Source organism: Roseovarius indicus (assembly GCF_008728195.1).
GTDB classification, from domain to species: Bacteria; Pseudomonadota; Alphaproteobacteria; order Rhodobacterales; family Rhodobacteraceae; genus Roseovarius; species Roseovarius indicus.
This window is the reverse complement of the sequence record NZ_CP031598.1, coordinates 1,987,666-2,003,216: the sequence shown is the minus strand read 5'-3', so window position 1 is coordinate 2,003,216 and position 15,551 is coordinate 1,987,666. Positions and strand designations below refer to the sequence as shown.

General features: G+C 66.0%; 12 protein-coding genes. 7 read left to right on the top strand and 5 right to left on the bottom strand.

The annotated features are described in order from the left end of the window. Positions 1–29 precede the first annotated feature (29 nt). The 3 genes from RIdsm_RS09270 to RIdsm_RS09260 all read left to right on the top strand — a co-directional run bounded on the left by RIdsm_RS09270 (position 30) and on the right by RIdsm_RS09260 (position 3,068). Positions 30–566: a TRAP transporter small permease subunit gene (locus RIdsm_RS09270; protein WP_082647277.1), complete on the top strand. Its 537-nt coding sequence runs from the start codon at positions 30–32 to the stop codon at positions 564–566. Beyond that, positions 566–1,873 carry a TRAP transporter large permease gene (locus RIdsm_RS09265; RefSeq protein ID WP_057813818.1) on the top strand — a complete coding sequence of 436 codons (1,308 nt, stop codon included), beginning with the start codon at positions 566–568 and terminating at the stop codon, positions 1,871–1,873. Before RIdsm_RS09270 ends, RIdsm_RS09265 begins: the two co-directional genes overlap by 1 nt. Positions 1,874–1,952: 79 nt before the next feature. Beyond that, positions 1,953–3,068 (top strand): C4-dicarboxylate TRAP transporter substrate-binding protein, encoded by a 1,116-nt coding sequence (locus RIdsm_RS09260; RefSeq protein WP_057813820.1) that lies wholly within the window; start codon positions 1,953–1,955, stop codon positions 3,066–3,068. A 90-nt stretch (positions 3,069–3,158) separates the two neighbouring features. Here RIdsm_RS09260 and RIdsm_RS09255 read toward each other — a convergent pair whose 3' ends face one another. From RIdsm_RS09255 to RIdsm_RS09240, 4 genes are all read right to left on the bottom strand, one after another. Next, positions 3,159–4,538, bottom strand: coding sequence for an acetyl-CoA carboxylase biotin carboxylase subunit (locus RIdsm_RS09255; RefSeq protein WP_057813821.1), 1,380 nt, complete (start codon positions 4,536–4,538; stop codon positions 3,159–3,161). Positions 4,539–4,634: 96 nt separating this feature from the next. Next, positions 4,635–5,033, bottom strand: a complete 399-nt coding sequence (locus RIdsm_RS09250) for a MaoC/PaaZ C-terminal domain-containing protein (RefSeq protein ID WP_057813823.1) — start codon at positions 5,031–5,033, stop codon at positions 4,635–4,637. 10 nt (positions 5,034–5,043) lie between these two features. After that, positions 5,044–6,210, bottom strand: a complete 1,167-nt coding sequence (locus tag RIdsm_RS09245) for an acyl-CoA dehydrogenase family protein (RefSeq protein ID WP_160325808.1) — start codon at positions 6,208–6,210, stop codon at positions 5,044–5,046. A gap of 40 nt (positions 6,211–6,250) precedes the next feature. Continuing rightward, on the bottom strand, positions 6,251–7,021 hold the full coding sequence (locus tag RIdsm_RS09240; protein WP_217625288.1) for an SDR family NAD(P)-dependent oxidoreductase: 771 nt from the start codon (positions 7,019–7,021) through the stop codon (positions 6,251–6,253). Positions 7,022–7,515: 494 nt separating this feature from the next. On the opposite strand from RIdsm_RS09240, the gene RIdsm_RS09235 reads away from it, so the two are divergent. The 3 genes from RIdsm_RS09235 to RIdsm_RS09225 all read left to right on the top strand — a co-directional run bounded on the left by RIdsm_RS09235 (position 7,516) and on the right by RIdsm_RS09225 (position 12,486). Further along, the gene (locus RIdsm_RS09235; protein WP_177228399.1) at positions 7,516–8,730 is read left to right on the top strand and encodes an MFS transporter; all 1,215 of its coding nucleotides are present in this window, start codon (positions 7,516–7,518) and stop codon (positions 8,728–8,730) included. 100 nt (positions 8,731–8,830) lie between these two features. Next, complete coding sequence (gene ribB / locus RIdsm_RS09230; protein ID WP_057813829.1) at positions 8,831–9,967, top strand: 3,4-dihydroxy-2-butanone-4-phosphate synthase; 1,137 nt, start codon at positions 8,831–8,833, stop codon at positions 9,965–9,967. Positions 9,968–10,146: 179 nt separating this feature from the next. Next, entirely contained in the window at positions 10,147–12,486 is a 2,340-nt protein-coding gene (locus RIdsm_RS09225; protein ID WP_057813832.1) for a mechanosensitive ion channel domain-containing protein, read from the top strand. Positions 12,487–12,502: 16 nt separating this feature from the next. Here RIdsm_RS09225 and eda read toward each other — a convergent pair whose 3' ends face one another. Then, the gene (gene eda, locus RIdsm_RS09220) at positions 12,503–13,144 is read right to left on the bottom strand and encodes a bifunctional 4-hydroxy-2-oxoglutarate aldolase/2-dehydro-3-deoxy-phosphogluconate aldolase (RefSeq protein WP_057813835.1); all 642 of its coding nucleotides are present in this window, start codon (positions 13,142–13,144) and stop codon (positions 12,503–12,505) included. Between the two features lie 390 nt (positions 13,145–13,534). Between eda and RIdsm_RS09215 the strand changes: the two genes are divergently transcribed. Beyond that, positions 13,535–15,499, top strand: a complete 1,965-nt coding sequence (locus RIdsm_RS09215) for a transketolase family protein (protein WP_057813837.1) — start codon at positions 13,535–13,537, stop codon at positions 15,497–15,499. The last annotated feature ends 52 nt before the right edge of the window (positions 15,500–15,551 follow it).

Sequence of the window (15,551 nt, the reverse complement as noted above, 5' to 3'; positions counted from 1 at the left end):
GCCAGGTTCTTATCGCAAGGGAGGACACAATGACGGCGATACGCCGCGCAATAGTCTTGCTGTGCAAGGCACAGATCGGCATCGCCGCCATTGCCATGGTGCTGATGATGCTTCAGATCTGCGCCGACGCGGCCCTGCGCACGATGTTCAGCTCGACAGTGCCCGGCACGCTCGAAATCGTCTCCTTCTATTACATGGTTTCGGTGGTCTTCCTGCCGCTGGCCTATATCCAGCTGCACCGCGGGCACGTCATCATCGAACTGTTCACCGCCGGTCTCGGCCCCCGCACGAACGCGGCAATCGACGGCATTGTCTACGTGCTTGCCACCCTGGCAATGGGCTACTTCACGATGGCCGCTATCGAGAAAGCGATGGCCATGACCCAGTTGGGCGAATTCGTCCTCGGCGTCATCCTCGTCTTCACCTGGCCGGCGCGCTGGCTCGTGGTGGCCGGCACCGGACTGATGAGCATCGTCTACGCCATGAGCGCCATCGAGGAATTCGCCGTCGCCTTCGGCAAGAACGACCCCGACCAGAACACTCCAGCACACGGGACGGCCCACTGATGTCTTCGATTGCAATAGGCGCCATCGGCCTGGGCGTGCTCCTGCTGCTGCTCGCCCTGCGGGTCCCCATCGCGCTGGCGCTGGCGGGCGTCTCGGTTGCCGGCGTCGCGGCCATCCGCGGGCCCACGGCGGCCTTCGCGGTGCTCACCGAACAGCCCTACAATTTCATCGCCCACTGGTCGCTCTCGGCCGTGCCGATGTTCCTGCTGATGGGCAGCGTCGCCTATAACAGCGGGCTCACCCAAAGCCTCTTCGCCGCCGCGCGCCTCTGGCTCAGCCGCCTGCCGGGCGGGCTTGCGGTGGCCTCGACCATGGCCAGCGCCGGCTTTGCCGCCGCCTCGGGCTCCAGCGTCGCCACCGCCGCCGCCATGGGCCGCATCGCGATCCCCGAAATGATGCGCTACAAGTACGAACCCGGCCTTGCAGCGGGCTCCGTCGCGGTCGCCGGCACGCTGGGCTCGCTCATCCCGCCCAGCATCCTCATGGTGCTCTACGCCATCTTCGCCGAGGTCTCGGTCGGCCAGGCCCTGCTGGCGGGCATCCTGCCCGGCCTGCTGTCGGCCTTCATGTTCATGGCGCTCATCGTCCTGCGCTGCAAACTGAAGCCCTCGCTCGCCCCGCCGGTCGAGGAAACCGTCACCTGGCGCGCCCGCTTTGCCATCCTGCTCGAAGTCTGGCCCCTGCCGCTTCTGGTGCTCGCCGTCATCGGCGGCATGTACTCGGGCGTCTTCACCGCCACCGAATCCGCGGCCGGCGGGGCGCTGATGGCCTTCGTGATCGCCGCAGCCCAGCGCCGCCTGACCGTTAAGGTCATCGTCAACTCGCTGCTCGACGCGCTCAAGGGCACCTCGACCATCCTCTTCATCGCCATGGGCGGCTTCCTTCTGGCGCGCTTCATGGCCTTCAGCGGCCTGCCCACCTTCCTGTCCGACGTGGTCGAACAGATGGCGGTCGATCCGCTGCTCTTCATGGTCGGCGTCTCGCTCATCTACATCATGCTCGGCATGTTCCTCGACTCGATGGGCATCATGCTGCTCACCATCCCGATCATGGTGCCGATCCTGCACGCACTCGACATGGATCTCATCTGGTTCGGCGTCATCATGATCAAGTATCTCGAGATCGGCCTGATCACGCCGCCCGTCGGATTGAACTGTTTCATCATCAAGGGGGTGGTCGGCAACGCCATATCGCTCACCACGATCTTCCGCGGGGTCCTGTGGTTCCTGCTGGCCGACCTGGTGACGCTCTCGCTGCTGATCCTGTTCCCCCAGATCTCGCTATTCATCCCCGGCCTCATGCGATGACCCGCGGCGGCCCCGGATTCCGGAACTAACCCGTCGGGCGGAAGAGGAGCCGCCCAGAGAACAACAGAGGAGGACCAAAATGAAACTTGGACAACTAGCGATTGCCGCGACCGTGGCGCTGACCGCCGGCGCGGCCTGGGCCCAGGAAAACACGAAGATCGTGTATGCCAGCTATCTCAACCCGCTGCATATCACCAACCCCGTGCTGACCGAGTTCTTCGAAAACGTGAAGGAAGACTCCAACGGCACCATCGACTACGAGATGCATGTCGGCGGCTCGCTGCTCTCGGGCCGTGACATCCCCGGCGGCGTGCGTGACGGGCTGGCCGATGCGGGCTATTTCGTCGGCGCCTACGTGCCCTCCGAAATGCCGGTCGACACCTACCTCGGCGAATTCAGCCTGCTCAACGACAAGCCGCTCGTCATGACCGGCGTCCTGAACGAGCTGGTGCTCTTCAACTGTCCCGACTGCGAACAGGAATACCGCGACTTCAACACCCGGCCGCTCGCGACCTACGCGCTCACACCTTACGTCTACCACTGCCGGGAAGAATTGAAGACGATCGACGACTTCAAGGGCAAGCGCGTCCGCGGCATCGCCGCCTACGCCGAACTGGCCCGCGCCCTCGGCGCCACGCCGATCAACGTCAGCCCCGACGAAGCCTACGAGGCCCTCGACCGCGGCATTCTCGACTGCGCCCTGCACTCGGTCGCGGCCCAGAAGGCCCGCTCCTACGGCGAAGCCGCGAAATTCGTGATCCTCGATCCGCTCGGCGGCTTCTTCGGCGCCTCGACCATGAACATGCGCATCGAGAAGTGGAACTCGCTCACCCCCGATCAGCGCAAGGCCGTCACCGGCAATCTCGCGGAAATGGTGACCGGCGCGATCTTCAACTACCTCAAGGAAGATGAAGACGTGATCGACGAGTACACCAAGACCGGCACCAAGTTCTATCATGCCGATCCCGAATTCGCCGAGTTCGTCTCGAGCTTCGCGCAGGAGTACCAGGACGAGGCCGTCGCCAAGGGCGAGGAAAAGGGCATCGCCCACCCGCAGGAGATCGCCGATGAAATCAGCCGCCTGCGCGAGAAATGGACCAAGCTGCTGGAAGAAAACGGCACCGACCGCGAAACCTACCAGCGCCTGCTCGACGAAGAGATCTTCTCGAAGATCGAGACCGACGCGGAATACTGATCGCGGTCAGCTTCTCCCGACCGCACAACTGGAAAGAGCCGGCACAATGCCGGCTCTTTTTTGGTTTCGCGACAGGAGAAAAGCAGCCACTCAGGCGGGCGTCGTTTCTTCCGCCAGAAGCTCCGCCAGGTTCGCATCGACGAACTGGGTGTGAACCTCGGCCTCGGCAAATGCCTGAAGCCCCAGCAGCCGCCGCACGAAGCCGGCATTCGTCACCACCCCCTCGACCCTGACCGCCGCCAGCGCCGCATCCAGCCGCGCAATCGCCGCCTCCCGGCTCGGACCACAGGCCACCAGCTTGCCGATCATCGAGTCGTAATGCGGCGACACCGCATCGCCTTGCCGCAAACCGCAATCCACCACCAGCGTGGCGTCCGCCGCCGGCAGCTCCAGCCGCTCCAGCGTGCCGGGCCGCGGCAGGAATTTCTTCTGCGGGTCCTCCGCACACAACCGCGCCTCGATCGCCCAACGCCCGTCAAGCACGCCATAATCCTCGGCCAGATCGTCAAGCTGCCCCATCGCCAGCCGCAGCTGCATCGCCACAAGGTCGGTCCCCGTGACCATCTCGGTCACCCGGTGCTCCACCTGGATCCGCGTGTTCATCTCGAGGAAGAACCAATCCCCCTTCTCTGAATCGTAGACGAACTCCACCGTCCCGGCACTGCGATAGCGCCTCGCCTGCGCCAGCCGCCGCGCGGCCGCCTTCATCGCGTCACGCACCTCCTCCGACAGGTCCGGTGCCGGCGATTCCTCCAGTATCTTCTGGTACCGCCGCTGCAACGTGCAGTCCCGCTCGGGGAAGACGGCCACACGGCCCTCGCCATCGCCGAACACCTGTATCTCGATATGCCTTGCCCGCCGGATGAACCGCTCCAGGTACACCGTCCCGTCGCCAAAGGTCCGCTCGGCATGGGCCTGCACATTGGCCACCGCATCGGCCAGCGCCTCCGGCGTCTCCACCCGGCGCATCCCGATCCCGCCGCCGCCCGCCGTGGCCTTCACCAACAGCGGAAAGCCGGTCTCGGCGCCCAGCGCATCCAGATCGGCACCGCCCTCCTTCACAAGCGGCGCGGTCCCGGGCAGCACCGGGACCCCGGCCTCGATCGCCGCTGTCCGCGCCGCGCCCTTGTCGCCCATCACGGCGATGGTCCCGGCATCCGGCCCCAGCCAGATCAGCCCGGCCTCCTCGACCATCCGCGCAAACTCGGCACTCTCCGACAAAAACCCATAGCCCGGATGCACCGCATCCGCCCCGGTCTGCCGTGCCGCCTCCAGCACCGCCGCCTTGTCGAGATAGCTTTTCCGCGCCGGCGCCGGGCCAACCGCCACCGCTTCGTCGGCCATCTCCACATGCAGCGCCGCCGCATCCGCCTCGGAATAGACCGCCACGGTCTTAAGCCCCAGCGACCGGCAGGCCGCGATGACCCGACAGGCAATCTCCCCCCGGTTGGCAATCAATACCTTCCTCATGCCGCTCCGCCTTTCCTCTCAGTCACAAAAATGGCGCGGCCCGTCGCCGGACCGCGCGCCTCTGCCGGTCCCCCCGGCGCAACGATACCAGTTCGCTTACCGCCCACCCGAGACACGCGCCGTGCCCTTGAACACCTGCGTCTCGCCGACATGACCGGTAAGATCCATCTCCACCGCCGTGCCCACATCCGTGACCTCCAGCGCGAACGTCACCTTGTCGCCCGGCTTCACCGGGTGCAGGAACCGCCCCCGAATATCCTCGACGAAACGCCCGGGCCCGGCCCAGTCGGTGACACACCGCCCGGCCATGCCCATGGTCAGCATCCCATGCGCAATCACCCCGCCAAGCCCGGCGGATTCCGCATAAGCCTGGTCATAGTGGATCGGGTTGAAGTCACCCGACGCGCCGGCATACATCACGATCTGCTTTGTCGTGACCGGCTCGGTCGTGTAACTCGACCGGTCTCCGACCTCCGGTGCGGATTGCTGGCTCACGGCTTGGCCCTCAGCGTTGCAGGGTCGAGTCGAAGCTCTGCTTCAGCTCCGACTGCCCGATGATCTGCGCTGTCTTGTCATGGCCCGCGTGCAGCACATGTGTCTCCAGATCGCGCAGATACCGGCTCAGCGGGAACTCGTCGAAGAGCGCGGTCGACCCGGCCGCATGGATGATCTTGTGCGACAGCTCGAACGCCACATCCGCGGCAATCGACTTCGCCGCCATCGCCAGAAGCTCCGCCTCGACGATCGGCTTGGTGCGATACGCCCGGATCGCGTCGTGAAAGATCGACGCGGCCCCGTCGAGCTTGATCTTCATCTCGCCCGTCCGCATCTGGATCAGTTCGGCCTCGCCCTTGCCCTTGTTGACGATGTAATCGAGGTACCAGCCATACATCCCCTCGGTCGCGCCCAGATAGTTGGCGGTGAACCCGAGGTGGAACTTGCCCTGCCAGCGGTTGCGGGGGTAGACCCCCGGCTCGCCCAGCACGTGACTGTCCGGCACGAAAACATCGTTCAGCGTGATCACCGGGCTGTCGGCACAGCGCATCCCGTTCGGCCGATACCAACTCGTGTCGATCGACACCCCTTCCATGTCCGGCGTCACGATCAGCATCTGGTGGTTGTCGAGATAGTTCTCGACCCCCTCGATCGCCGCAAAGATGATCGCAAAGCCAAGCGCACTGCCATTCGTGGCATAGTTCTTCTCGCCGCGCAGGATATAGCCGCCATCCACCTTCTTGGCGGTGGTGTTCATCATGTACATGTGCTTGCGCTTGGCTTCCGAGCCCACGAACGTGCCGAGATACGGCTCGCTCAGCATCGGCTTCAGGAACAGCTCGTGCTGCTCCTCCGTGCCAAGGTCATGCACCGCCCAGCCGCAATGGTTCGTCACCTGGTAGCAATGCGCCGTCCCCGGACAGCCCCGCGCGATCATCCGCAAACCCTGCAGGAAGGTCGCCGGGTCCTCGTCGCTGTCGACGTTGCTGTTCATGCCGTTCCATTCATGGGGCAGCGTCGCCCGAAGCCACCCGGCCTCGTGCAGCTCGCGGATGTTCTCCATCGGCATCACGCTCTGCGCATCGTAATCCCGCCCCCTCGGCCGGAAATTCTCGATCGCCATCCGCTCAAGCTCGCGCATCTTGTCGGTGTTCAGGGCGTCTACCGGGTCAAGCATCTTGGTCTCTCCCTTTACGGGGCTGAATGTATTCATGATCTCATCGCCGGGTTTCCGGCCCTCCGCTGACATAAATGATCTGGCCATTGACGAACGACGCCTCGTCGCTCGCGAGGAAATTGGCCACGTTGGCCACGTCCTCCGGAACGCCCACGCGCCCGATGGCTATCTTCTCGGCTTTCATCTTCTTGTAGTCGTCCGGGCTGATCCCCTGACGCTCCGCCGTCGACCGGGTCATCTCGGTGTCGATGAACCCCGGCGCGATGCAGTTCACGTTGATGCTGAACTTGCCAAGGTCCAGCGCCAGCGTCCGCGTGAACCCCTGCAGCCCCGCCTTGGCGGTCGAATAATTCAGCTGCCCCCGGTTCCCCAGCGACGAGGTCGACGACAGGTTCACGATCTTGCCATAGCGCTTCGGCACCATGTAGGTCTGCGCCGCCTTGGCACACAGGTAGGCGCCCTTCAGGTGCACCCCCATGACCGTGTCCCAGTCATCCTCCGACATCTTGTGAATGAGGTTGTCGCGCAGCACGCCGGCATTGTTGATCAGGATATCGACCGAACCGAACTCATCCGCAATCGCGGCAAAGGTCTCCTTGACCTGCGCACCGTCCGTCACGTCACAGGTCAGGCCCTTCACCGTCACCCCGGTTTCTTCGGCGATCTTCTCCGCCGCCTCCGCCACCCCGGGATCCAGGTCCAGAAGCACGACAGCGTCGCCGTTCTGGGCAAAGCGCCGGCCGATCGCCAGACCGATTCCGCGCCCGCCTCCCGTGACTACCGCGGTCCTCCCCGTTTTCGCGTCGATCACCGCGTCCTCCCTTGCAGTTCATCTCGCTTGTACCTGTCATCATGATTTTAATTTAACAACATTGCAACCCCTCTTTGCGATACTTTGCCGGTGAAGTTTTTACCGCTTCACCGCAACAAACCCATTTGACGGCGCCGGCCGACCGAGACAGGCGCCCTCGCAAGAAACCAAGACGAACGGGATTTTTTACATTATATTTCATGTACTTAAAGAAACATCCGCCCCTCACACCCCCGACAGGCAGCCCCACAACGCCAGGCTCGCCCCCGGCCCGCGCCCCGCCCAAAACCAGTGCAAACCGGCAAATGTATCGTTTTTTTCGACATTGCACGCGCGCGCCCTTGAACTTTTCGGCTCAATGCAGAAAAATGAAATCAATTGAACCCGTACAATTTGGCAAAGCGCGCATCCCCCGATAGGCTGCTTTGACCCGGAAGTGAGCCGTTATGGAGTGCCGTTCCTCCGCCACCACCGCCCGCCCTCCCGCACAATCCGTGCGCTTCGTCGCCGCCTTCATCCTCGCCTCGATGCTCTTCGCGCTCGGTCAGTTCCACCGCACCTCGGGCAGCGTGCTCTCCTCGGTCTTCGCCGCCGACTTCGCCCTGCGCTCGCAACAGATCGGCGTCGTCATCGGCATCATGTTCCTTGCCCAGGGCTTGGGCCAGATCCCCTCCGGCATCCTGCTCGACCGCTACGGCGCCCGCCGCGCCCTGACCTGCATGGGCCTCGTCGCCGCGACCGGCTGTGCCGTCGTCGCAATGTCGGGCCACTGGGGCGTGCTCATGCTCGGCCGCGCCCTGATCGGCTTCGGCTTCTCGGCGGCCGTCATGGGCGGGTTCAAGCTCTTCGCCGCCTGGGTCTCGGAAGACGCCACCACCTCCATCACCGGGCGCTACCTGTTCTTCGGCATGCTGGGCGGCCTGCTCGCCACCACGCCGCTGACGTTGATGCTGGAAGAATACGGCTGGCGCACCGTCTTCGTCCTGTTCTCGACCGGCACCGCCCTCGTAGCCCTCCTTTTCTACATTGTCGTCCGCGATGCCCCGCCGGGCACCCAGATCCTGCCCCAGCGCAAGCCGGAAAGCCTGAAAGACAGCCTCAAGGGCGTCGCCTCGGTCTTCGCCACGCGCAAGGTCTGGCCGCTCCTGCTCGCCGCCCCGATGCTCTACACCCCCGTCCAGATCCTCGCCGGGCTCTGGGCGCTGCCCTACCTCGCCGATGTCCACGGGCTCGACGCGCTCCAGCGCAGCTATTGCCTCGTCGTCCTCATCATCTTCCTCAGCCTCGGGCCGCTGATCTACGGCACGCTCGACCGGCGCATGCCCTCCCGGCGCCAGCTCATCGTCATAGGCGCCACGCTCATGGGGCTCGACTTCCTGCTGCTCGCCCTCTTTGGCCACCTCCACTGGATGCTGGCCACCGCGCTCTGCGCCTTCGCCTGCGGGCTCTCGACCTTCTTCATGCTGATCATGGCCCATGCCCAAAGCCTCTTCCCCTCCAGCTATTCGGGCCGGGTGATCTCGACCATCGGCGTGCTCTCTCTCGGCGGCGTCTTCCTCACCCAGTCCGCCTCGGCCATCCTCCTCGGCCTCTTTCCCGAACCGGGCGCCACGGCCTCCTCTCTGGGCTACAGCGTCCTCTTCGCCTCCGTCGGCGTCATCGGCCTCGGCGTCAGCCTGATCTGCCGCCGCATCCCCCGGGCCGACTGAACCCGAAATAGGCACCGCTACAATTTTCCTATTTTGTTTCGCAACAATATGACACAATATAGGCGTCCAAGCCGCGACATCGCCCAAGGAAGCCCGTGACATGCCCGACACCGCCACCCCCGGCCTCAGCCCGATCGAAGACATCATCGCCGACGCGAAGGCAGGCCGCATGTCCATCCTCGTCGACGACGAGGACCGCGAGAACGAGGGCGATCTCTTCATCCCCGCCCGCCATGCCAACGCCGACGCGGTCAACTACATGGCGATGCACGGCCGCGGCCTGATCTGCCTCGCCCTCTCCCGCGAAAAGACCGAACAACTCGCCCTGCCCCTGATGGCGCGCGGCAACGAAAGCCGCATGGGCACCGCCTTCACCGTCTCGATCGAGGCGCGCGAGGGCGTCACCACCGGCATCTCCGCCGCCGACCGCGCCCGCACCATCGCCGCTGCCGTGGCCGACGGCGCCCGGCCCGCCGACATCGTCTCGCCCGGCCATGTCTTCCCGCTCGTCGCCCGCGACGGCGGCGTTCTGGTCCGCTCCGGCCATACCGAGGCCGCGGTCGACATCAGCCGCCTCGCCGGTGCCGGAGACGCCGGCGTCATCTGCGAGATCATGAACCCCGACGGCACCATGGCCCGCCTGCCCCAGCTCCTCGACTTCGCCGCCCGCGAGAACCTCAAGGTCGCCACCATCGCCGACCTCATCACCTACCGCCGCAACCGCGAGCAACTGGTCGAAAAGGTCTGCGAGGACACCGTCGAAAGCCGCCACGGCGGCACCTTCACCGCCATCGTCTTCCGCAACGTGATCGATGGGGTCGAGCACGTGGCGCTGGTCAAGGGCGATGTCGGCGACGGCAAACCCGCCCTCGTGCGCGTCCATGCCGTCAACCTCTTCGATGATATCGTCGGCGACCGCTTCTATTCCCACGGCTCGGCCGTCTTCAGCGCGATGCAGGAGATCGACAAGGCCGGCCGCGGCGTCATCGTCCTGATGCGCGAAACCCACCGCAGCAGCCCCTCCGACGTGCTCCTGTCGCGCAAGGCCAGCCCCCAGCCCTCGGGCAGCACCATCCGCGACTACGGCACCGGCGCCCAGATCCTCCGCGCCCTCGGCATCCGCGAGATGATCCTGCTCAACACTTCCGTCCACCCCCTCGTCGCCCTGCGCGGCTACGGGCTCGAGGTCGTCGAGCCCCAGCCAAGCCCCGCCCCCGCCTCCGGCGACACCGGCTGAGCCCGGGCGGCAGGTCTCTGCCACTAGAAAATTCCGTCGGCCCGGTTTCTTGACCTCGCATCACTTCCCGATAGGTAAGGGTCAAAACATGGGTCTTTTGGTCATCATTTCCGGCCAAAGGGCCCATCCGGGCGTGGCTTGCCCGGACAACGGATCAGAATAGACGGAGACAGTGAAGTATGCTGCGTTTGGTTGCGAGTTTTCTCGTTCTTGTTTTGCTGACACTCGCGCCCGCCTCGGCGCAGGAGGCCGCCACCGACGGCGCCCCTGCCGCAGACGCGCCCTCAAGCGTGGATCTCCTGATCGACGTCATCGAGAATGACGAGGCCCGCGCCGACCTGATAGAACGGCTCCGCGCCGCAGGCGTCGCCACCGCAGACAGCGCCGGCGACGAAATCGTCGAAACCCTCGCCGATGGCACCGCCCCGCCCGAAGATCTCTCCTTCGGGCGCCGCATCGCCCTCGTCACCCAGGCCGCGGCGGAAGACATCGCCGGTTTCGCCACCACCTTCTGGCGCCAGCTCACCCGCGCTCCGGCCGTCTTCTCCGGCCTCAGCGGCGGCGAGGCGGGCGTGCTTCTCGACGCGCTGGCCGACCTCGCCCTCGTCATCGCCGGCACGGTCCTCTCCTTCCTCGTCCTGCGCTGGTTCGGAAAATCCTTTTACGCCCGGATGAGCGCGTCGGCCCGCGACGGCGGCATGGCCCGCACCGTCGTGCTCTTCGTCATGTCCGCCGTGATCGACGCCCTGATCGTCATCCTCGCCTGGGCGGCAGGCTATGCGCTCGCCATCCTCGCGCTCGGCGAATTCGGCCAGATCGGCATCCGCCAGACGCTCTACCTCAACGCCTTCCTGCTGGTGGAAATGGCCAAGGTTGCGGTGCGCCTCGTGCTGTCGCCCTCCGCGACCTCGCTCCGGCCCCTGCCCATCGGCGACCGCGCGGCGGCCTACCTCTCCACCCGCATCAGCCTGATCGTCGGCGTGGTGGGCTATGGCCAGCTTCTCGTCGTCCCGATCATCAACGGCAACGTCTCCTTCGCGGCGGGCCGCGCCGTCTCGGCGCTCATCGCCTTTGCGGTGCTGGCCTTCGCCATCTGGCTCGTCGTCCGCAACCGCAAGCCGGTGACCGACTGGATGCTCGGCGCCGACGAACCCGACACCGCGCCGCACCACCCCGACCCCGAACCACCCCGCGAAGAGGCCATCGACGAGATCGGCGCCCCCATGGTCACCGCCACGTCCGACCCGGCCCCGGTGATGGACCCGGCCGCCACACCCCCGCCCCGCCGCAGCCGCCGGCGCGGCGCGCTGCACTACCTCGCGCGGCACTGGCACTGGCCGGCGCTGGCCTACCTGCTGGCGATGTTCGTCATCGTCCTCCTGCGCCCCGGCAACGCGGTCTTCCAGACCTTCATCGCCTCCGGCCAGGTGCTCGTGGTGGGCCTTCTGGGCTTCGCCATCGCGGGCTTCCTCAGCCGCTCCATCGCCCGCGGCGTGACCCTGCCGTCGAACCTCACCGACCGCGTGCCGCTCCTCCAGGGCCGCCTCAACGCCTTCGTGCCGAAAATCCTGACGGTCCTGCGCGCGCTCATCTTCGTCTCCGTCGTGCTGCTGGCCATCAACGCCATCGGCCTCATCGACCTCCGCGCCTGGATGGTCAGCCAGTTCGGCCTGCGCCTCACCGGCACGATCCTGTCGGTCTCCGCCGTGCTGCTGGTGGCCTTCGGCCTCTGGCTCGCGCTGACCTCCTGGGTCGACTACCGGCTCAACCCGGAATTCGGCTCGGTCGCCACCGCCCGCGAACAGACCCTGCTGACGCTTCTAAGGAACGCCGCCACCATCGCCCTCATCATCATCACGCTGATGTTCGTGCTGGCGGAAATCGGCCTCGACATCGCGCCGCTTCTCGCCTCCGCCGGGGTGCTCGGCCTCGCCATCGGTTTCGGCGCCCAGAAGATGGTGCAGGACATCATCACCGGCATCTTCATCCAGTTCGAGAACGCGATGAACGTGGGCGACGTGGTCACCGTGGGCGGCACCACCGGCGTCGTCGAACGTCTCACCATCCGCTCGGTCAGCCTGCGCGACCTGCACGGCGTCTACCACATCATCCCCTTCTCCTCGGTCGACATGGTGTCGAACTACGTCAAGGATTACGGCTATTTCGTTTGCGACATGGGCGTCGCCTACCGCGAGAACGTGGACGAGGTGAAACAGGCCATGGTCGACGCCTTCGAGGAGCTCAAGGGCGACCCGGAACAGTCCGACGGCATCCTCGACGATCTCGAATGGTTCGGCCTCAACAGCTTCGGCGACAGCGCGGTCATGCTCCGCGCCCGCATCAAATGCGTGCCGGGGCGGCAATGGGGCATCGGCCGGGCCTATAACGGCGTGCTCAAGCGCGTCTTCGACGACCGCAACATCGAGATCCCGTTCCCCCACCAGACGATCTATTTCGGCGAGTCGAAAGACGGCAAGACCCAGCCCATCACGGTCGAGGCCGAACCTCAGGCCACCTGACCCCCACCGCCGGCCGTCACCCCGACAGGCCGGCGGCCTCCCGCGCTTTCGCTTCGATCGCCCCCCAGTCTTCCGCCGTCACCAGGTCGGCGGGCGCGATCCAGCTCCCGCCCACACAGGGCACCGTCGAAAGCTTCAGGTAATCGCCCGCATTCCCCGGGCTCACGCCCCCGGTCGGACAAAACGATACCTGCGGCAACGGCCCGCCCAGCGCCTTCAGCGCCGCCGACCCGCCCGACGCCTCGGCCGGGAAGAACTTCAGCATGTCATAGCCCCGCGCCAACAACCGCATCGCCTCGCTCGCCGTCGCGGCGCCGGCCAACAGCGGCAAGCCCTCCTCCTCGCACGCCGCCAACAGCGCATCCGTCGCCCCCGGCGAAACCCCGAACGTGGCCCCCGCCGCCTTCGCCGCCCTGACATCCTCGGCCGAAATCAGCGTCCCGGCCCCCACATGCCCGCCCGGCACCTCCGCCATCGCCCGGATCGCCTCCAGCGCCGCCGGCGTGCGCAACGTCACCTCCAGCACCGGCAGGCCCCCGGCCACCAACGCCTCCGCCAATGGCCTGGCCTTCCCCGCATCCTCCACCACCAACACCGGAATAACCGGCGCCAGCCCGCACAATTCCCGTGTCCTGCGGCTTGCGTCCTGCGGTGTCATTGCTGGCCCTCTCCCTGCTTTCACAATGGAATCGACCCTAAGCCAGCCAACACGATCCCGACAACCACCCCACCGCCTCCGCTGGCCATATTCCCCACTCCGAGAAACCGCGCATCGACGGGCCGTGGCGCGGCGATCCAACCTCTGTGATGGGCATTTTATCCCCGCCAAGCACCTCCAACCTACGCACGTGCCACTCCATTTGCCAAATCGCCGTGCCGTCGGGACGGCCCGTCGATGCGCGGCGGGCTCCGCCCTCGATTCCGCGCAGCGCACACCAAACCCCGAGCCCCACCGAACCTTTAATCCAAATCAAACGCACCATTAGCAAAACTTAATCCTCCCCCGCCCCAAAACCCGCTACTCCACCCGAAAGACCGGGAGGGCACCATGACCGACATCCAGAAAATGGCCGACGCGATCCGCTTCCTCGCCATCGACGCCATCCTCAACGCCGGCGAAGGCCACCAGGGCGTGCCCCTCGGCATGGCCGAAATCGCCGCCACGCTCTACGCCCGCCACGTCAGGGTCGACCCGAAGAACCCCCTCTGGCCCGACCGCGACCGCGTCGTCCTCTCCAACGGCCACGGCTCGATGCTGCTCTACGCCCTCCTCCACCTCGCCGGTTACGAGAAACTCACCATCGACGCCCTCAAGTCCTTCCGCAAGCTGCACAACGTCTGCGCCGGCCACCCCGAAATCGAACAGGACGCCGGGATCGAGATCACCACCGGCCTTCTCGGTCAGGGCATCGCCTGCGCCGTCGGCATGGCCGTGGCCGAGGCCCGCCTCGCCGACCGCTTCGGCCCCGACCACGTCAATCACCGCACCTGGGCTTTCGTCGGCGACGGCTGCCTGCAGGAAGGCATCGGGCAGGAAGCCATCTCGCTCGCCGGCCATCTCCGCCTCGGCAAGCTCACCTTCCTCTGGGACGACAACCAGATCACCGATGACGGCGCCACGTCGCTCTCGATCAGCGAAGACATCCCCGCCCGCTTCCGCGCCGCTCACTGGCACGTGCAGGAACTCGACGGCCACGACATAGACGCCATCGACGCCGCCCTCGACGCCGCCAAATCCGATCCGCGCCCCTCATTGCTGGCCTGCCGCACCACCATCGCCCGCGGCATCCCCCGGCTCGAAGGCCAGCGCGGCGGCCACTCCGCCCCGCTCACCCCGGATGACGCCACCGCCGCCCGCCAACAGCGCAACTGGCCCCACCCGCCCTTCGACATCCCGGCCGAAATCCGCGCCGACTGGGCCGCCGCCCTCGCCAGCCGCACCGACGCAATACCGACAAAATACCGACGTTATACCGACGTCGAAAATCCCCCCGAATTCGACCGCTGGCACACCGCCACCCTGCCCGATGCATGGGAGGAATTCTGGCAAAACCTCGGCCCCAACCAGCTCCCAACCGACACCCCCCGCCCCACCATCCTCTCCTCCGGCGACATCTGCGACGCCCTCACCGAGATCCTCCCCGAAACCCTCGTCCTCTGCGCCGATCTGGAAGCCCCCACCAACCACAAGCGCAGCCGCGATGCCTTCACCGCCGACCACCGCGGCGGCTCTTACGTCCATTGCGGCGTCCGCGAGCACCTGATGGGCGCCATGACCTGCGGCATCGCCGCCCATGGCGGCCTGCACCCGATCAACGTCACCTACCTCGCCTTCGCCGATTACGAACGCCCCGCCATGCGCATGGCCGCCCTCATGGGCCTGCCCGGCATCTTCGTCTTCTCCCACGATTCCATCGGCGTAGGCTCCAACGGCCCGACCCACCAACCGGTCGAGACCCTCGCCAGCTTCCGCGCCATGCCCAACATGCAGGTCTTCCGCCCCGCCGACGCCATCGAGACCGCCGAGGCCTGGAAACTCGCCCTCGAACGCAGCGACGGCCCCTCCATGCTCGCCCTCTCCCGGCAGGATGCCACCCAGGTCCGCACCGACCGCTCCGGGAACCTCACCCAATACGGCGCCTATATCCTCCGCGACACCGAAGGCCCCCGCGACATCACCCTCCTCGCCACCGGCACCGAGGTCGGCCTCGCCCTTCAAGCCCAAGCGGACCTGAACCAAGCCGGCATCGCCGCCGCCATCGTCTCCATGCCCTGCTGGGAGCTCTTCGCGCAACAGCCCGCCGACTACCAGACAGCCACCCTAGGCACCGCCCCCCGCATCGCCATCGAGGCCGCCTCCCCCTTCGGCTGGCACCAGTGGCTCCGCCCCACCGACGTCTTCATCGGCATGGAAGGCTTCGGCGCCTCGGCGCAAGCCCCTGTTCTCTATGACCATTTCGGCATCACCCCCGCCCGCGTCGTCGCCACCGCGAAAGACTTGCTCACCCATTGACCCACCGCACGCTTTGGCAGATATTTGGTATACCAAATCATGCCATGCTGAG

Coding starts and splice junctions, on each gene's coding strand:
- RIdsm_RS09265 (WP_057813818.1), top strand. CDS start 566: ATGTCTTCGATTGCAATAGGCGCCATCGGCCTGGGCGTGCTCCTGCTG.
- RIdsm_RS09225 (WP_057813832.1), top strand. CDS start 10,147: ATGCTGCGTTTGGTTGCGAGTTTTCTCGTTCTTGTTTTGCTGACACTC.
- RIdsm_RS09255 (WP_057813821.1), bottom strand. CDS start 4,538: ATGAGGAAGGTATTGATTGCCAACCGGGGGGAGATTGCCTGTCGGGTC.
- eda (WP_057813835.1), bottom strand. CDS start 13,144: ATGACACCGCAGGACGCAAGCCGCAGGACACGGGAATTGTGCGGGCTG.
- ribB (WP_057813829.1), top strand. CDS start 8,831: ATGCCCGACACCGCCACCCCCGGCCTCAGCCCGATCGAAGACATCATC.
- RIdsm_RS09215 (WP_057813837.1), top strand. CDS start 13,535: ATGACCGACATCCAGAAAATGGCCGACGCGATCCGCTTCCTCGCCATC.
- RIdsm_RS09245 (WP_160325808.1), bottom strand. CDS start 6,210: ATGCTTGACCCGGTAGACGCCCTGAACACCGACAAGATGCGCGAGCTT.
- RIdsm_RS09260 (WP_057813820.1), top strand. CDS start 1,953: ATGAAACTTGGACAACTAGCGATTGCCGCGACCGTGGCGCTGACCGCC.
- RIdsm_RS09270 (WP_082647277.1), top strand. CDS start 30: ATGACGGCGATACGCCGCGCAATAGTCTTGCTGTGCAAGGCACAGATC.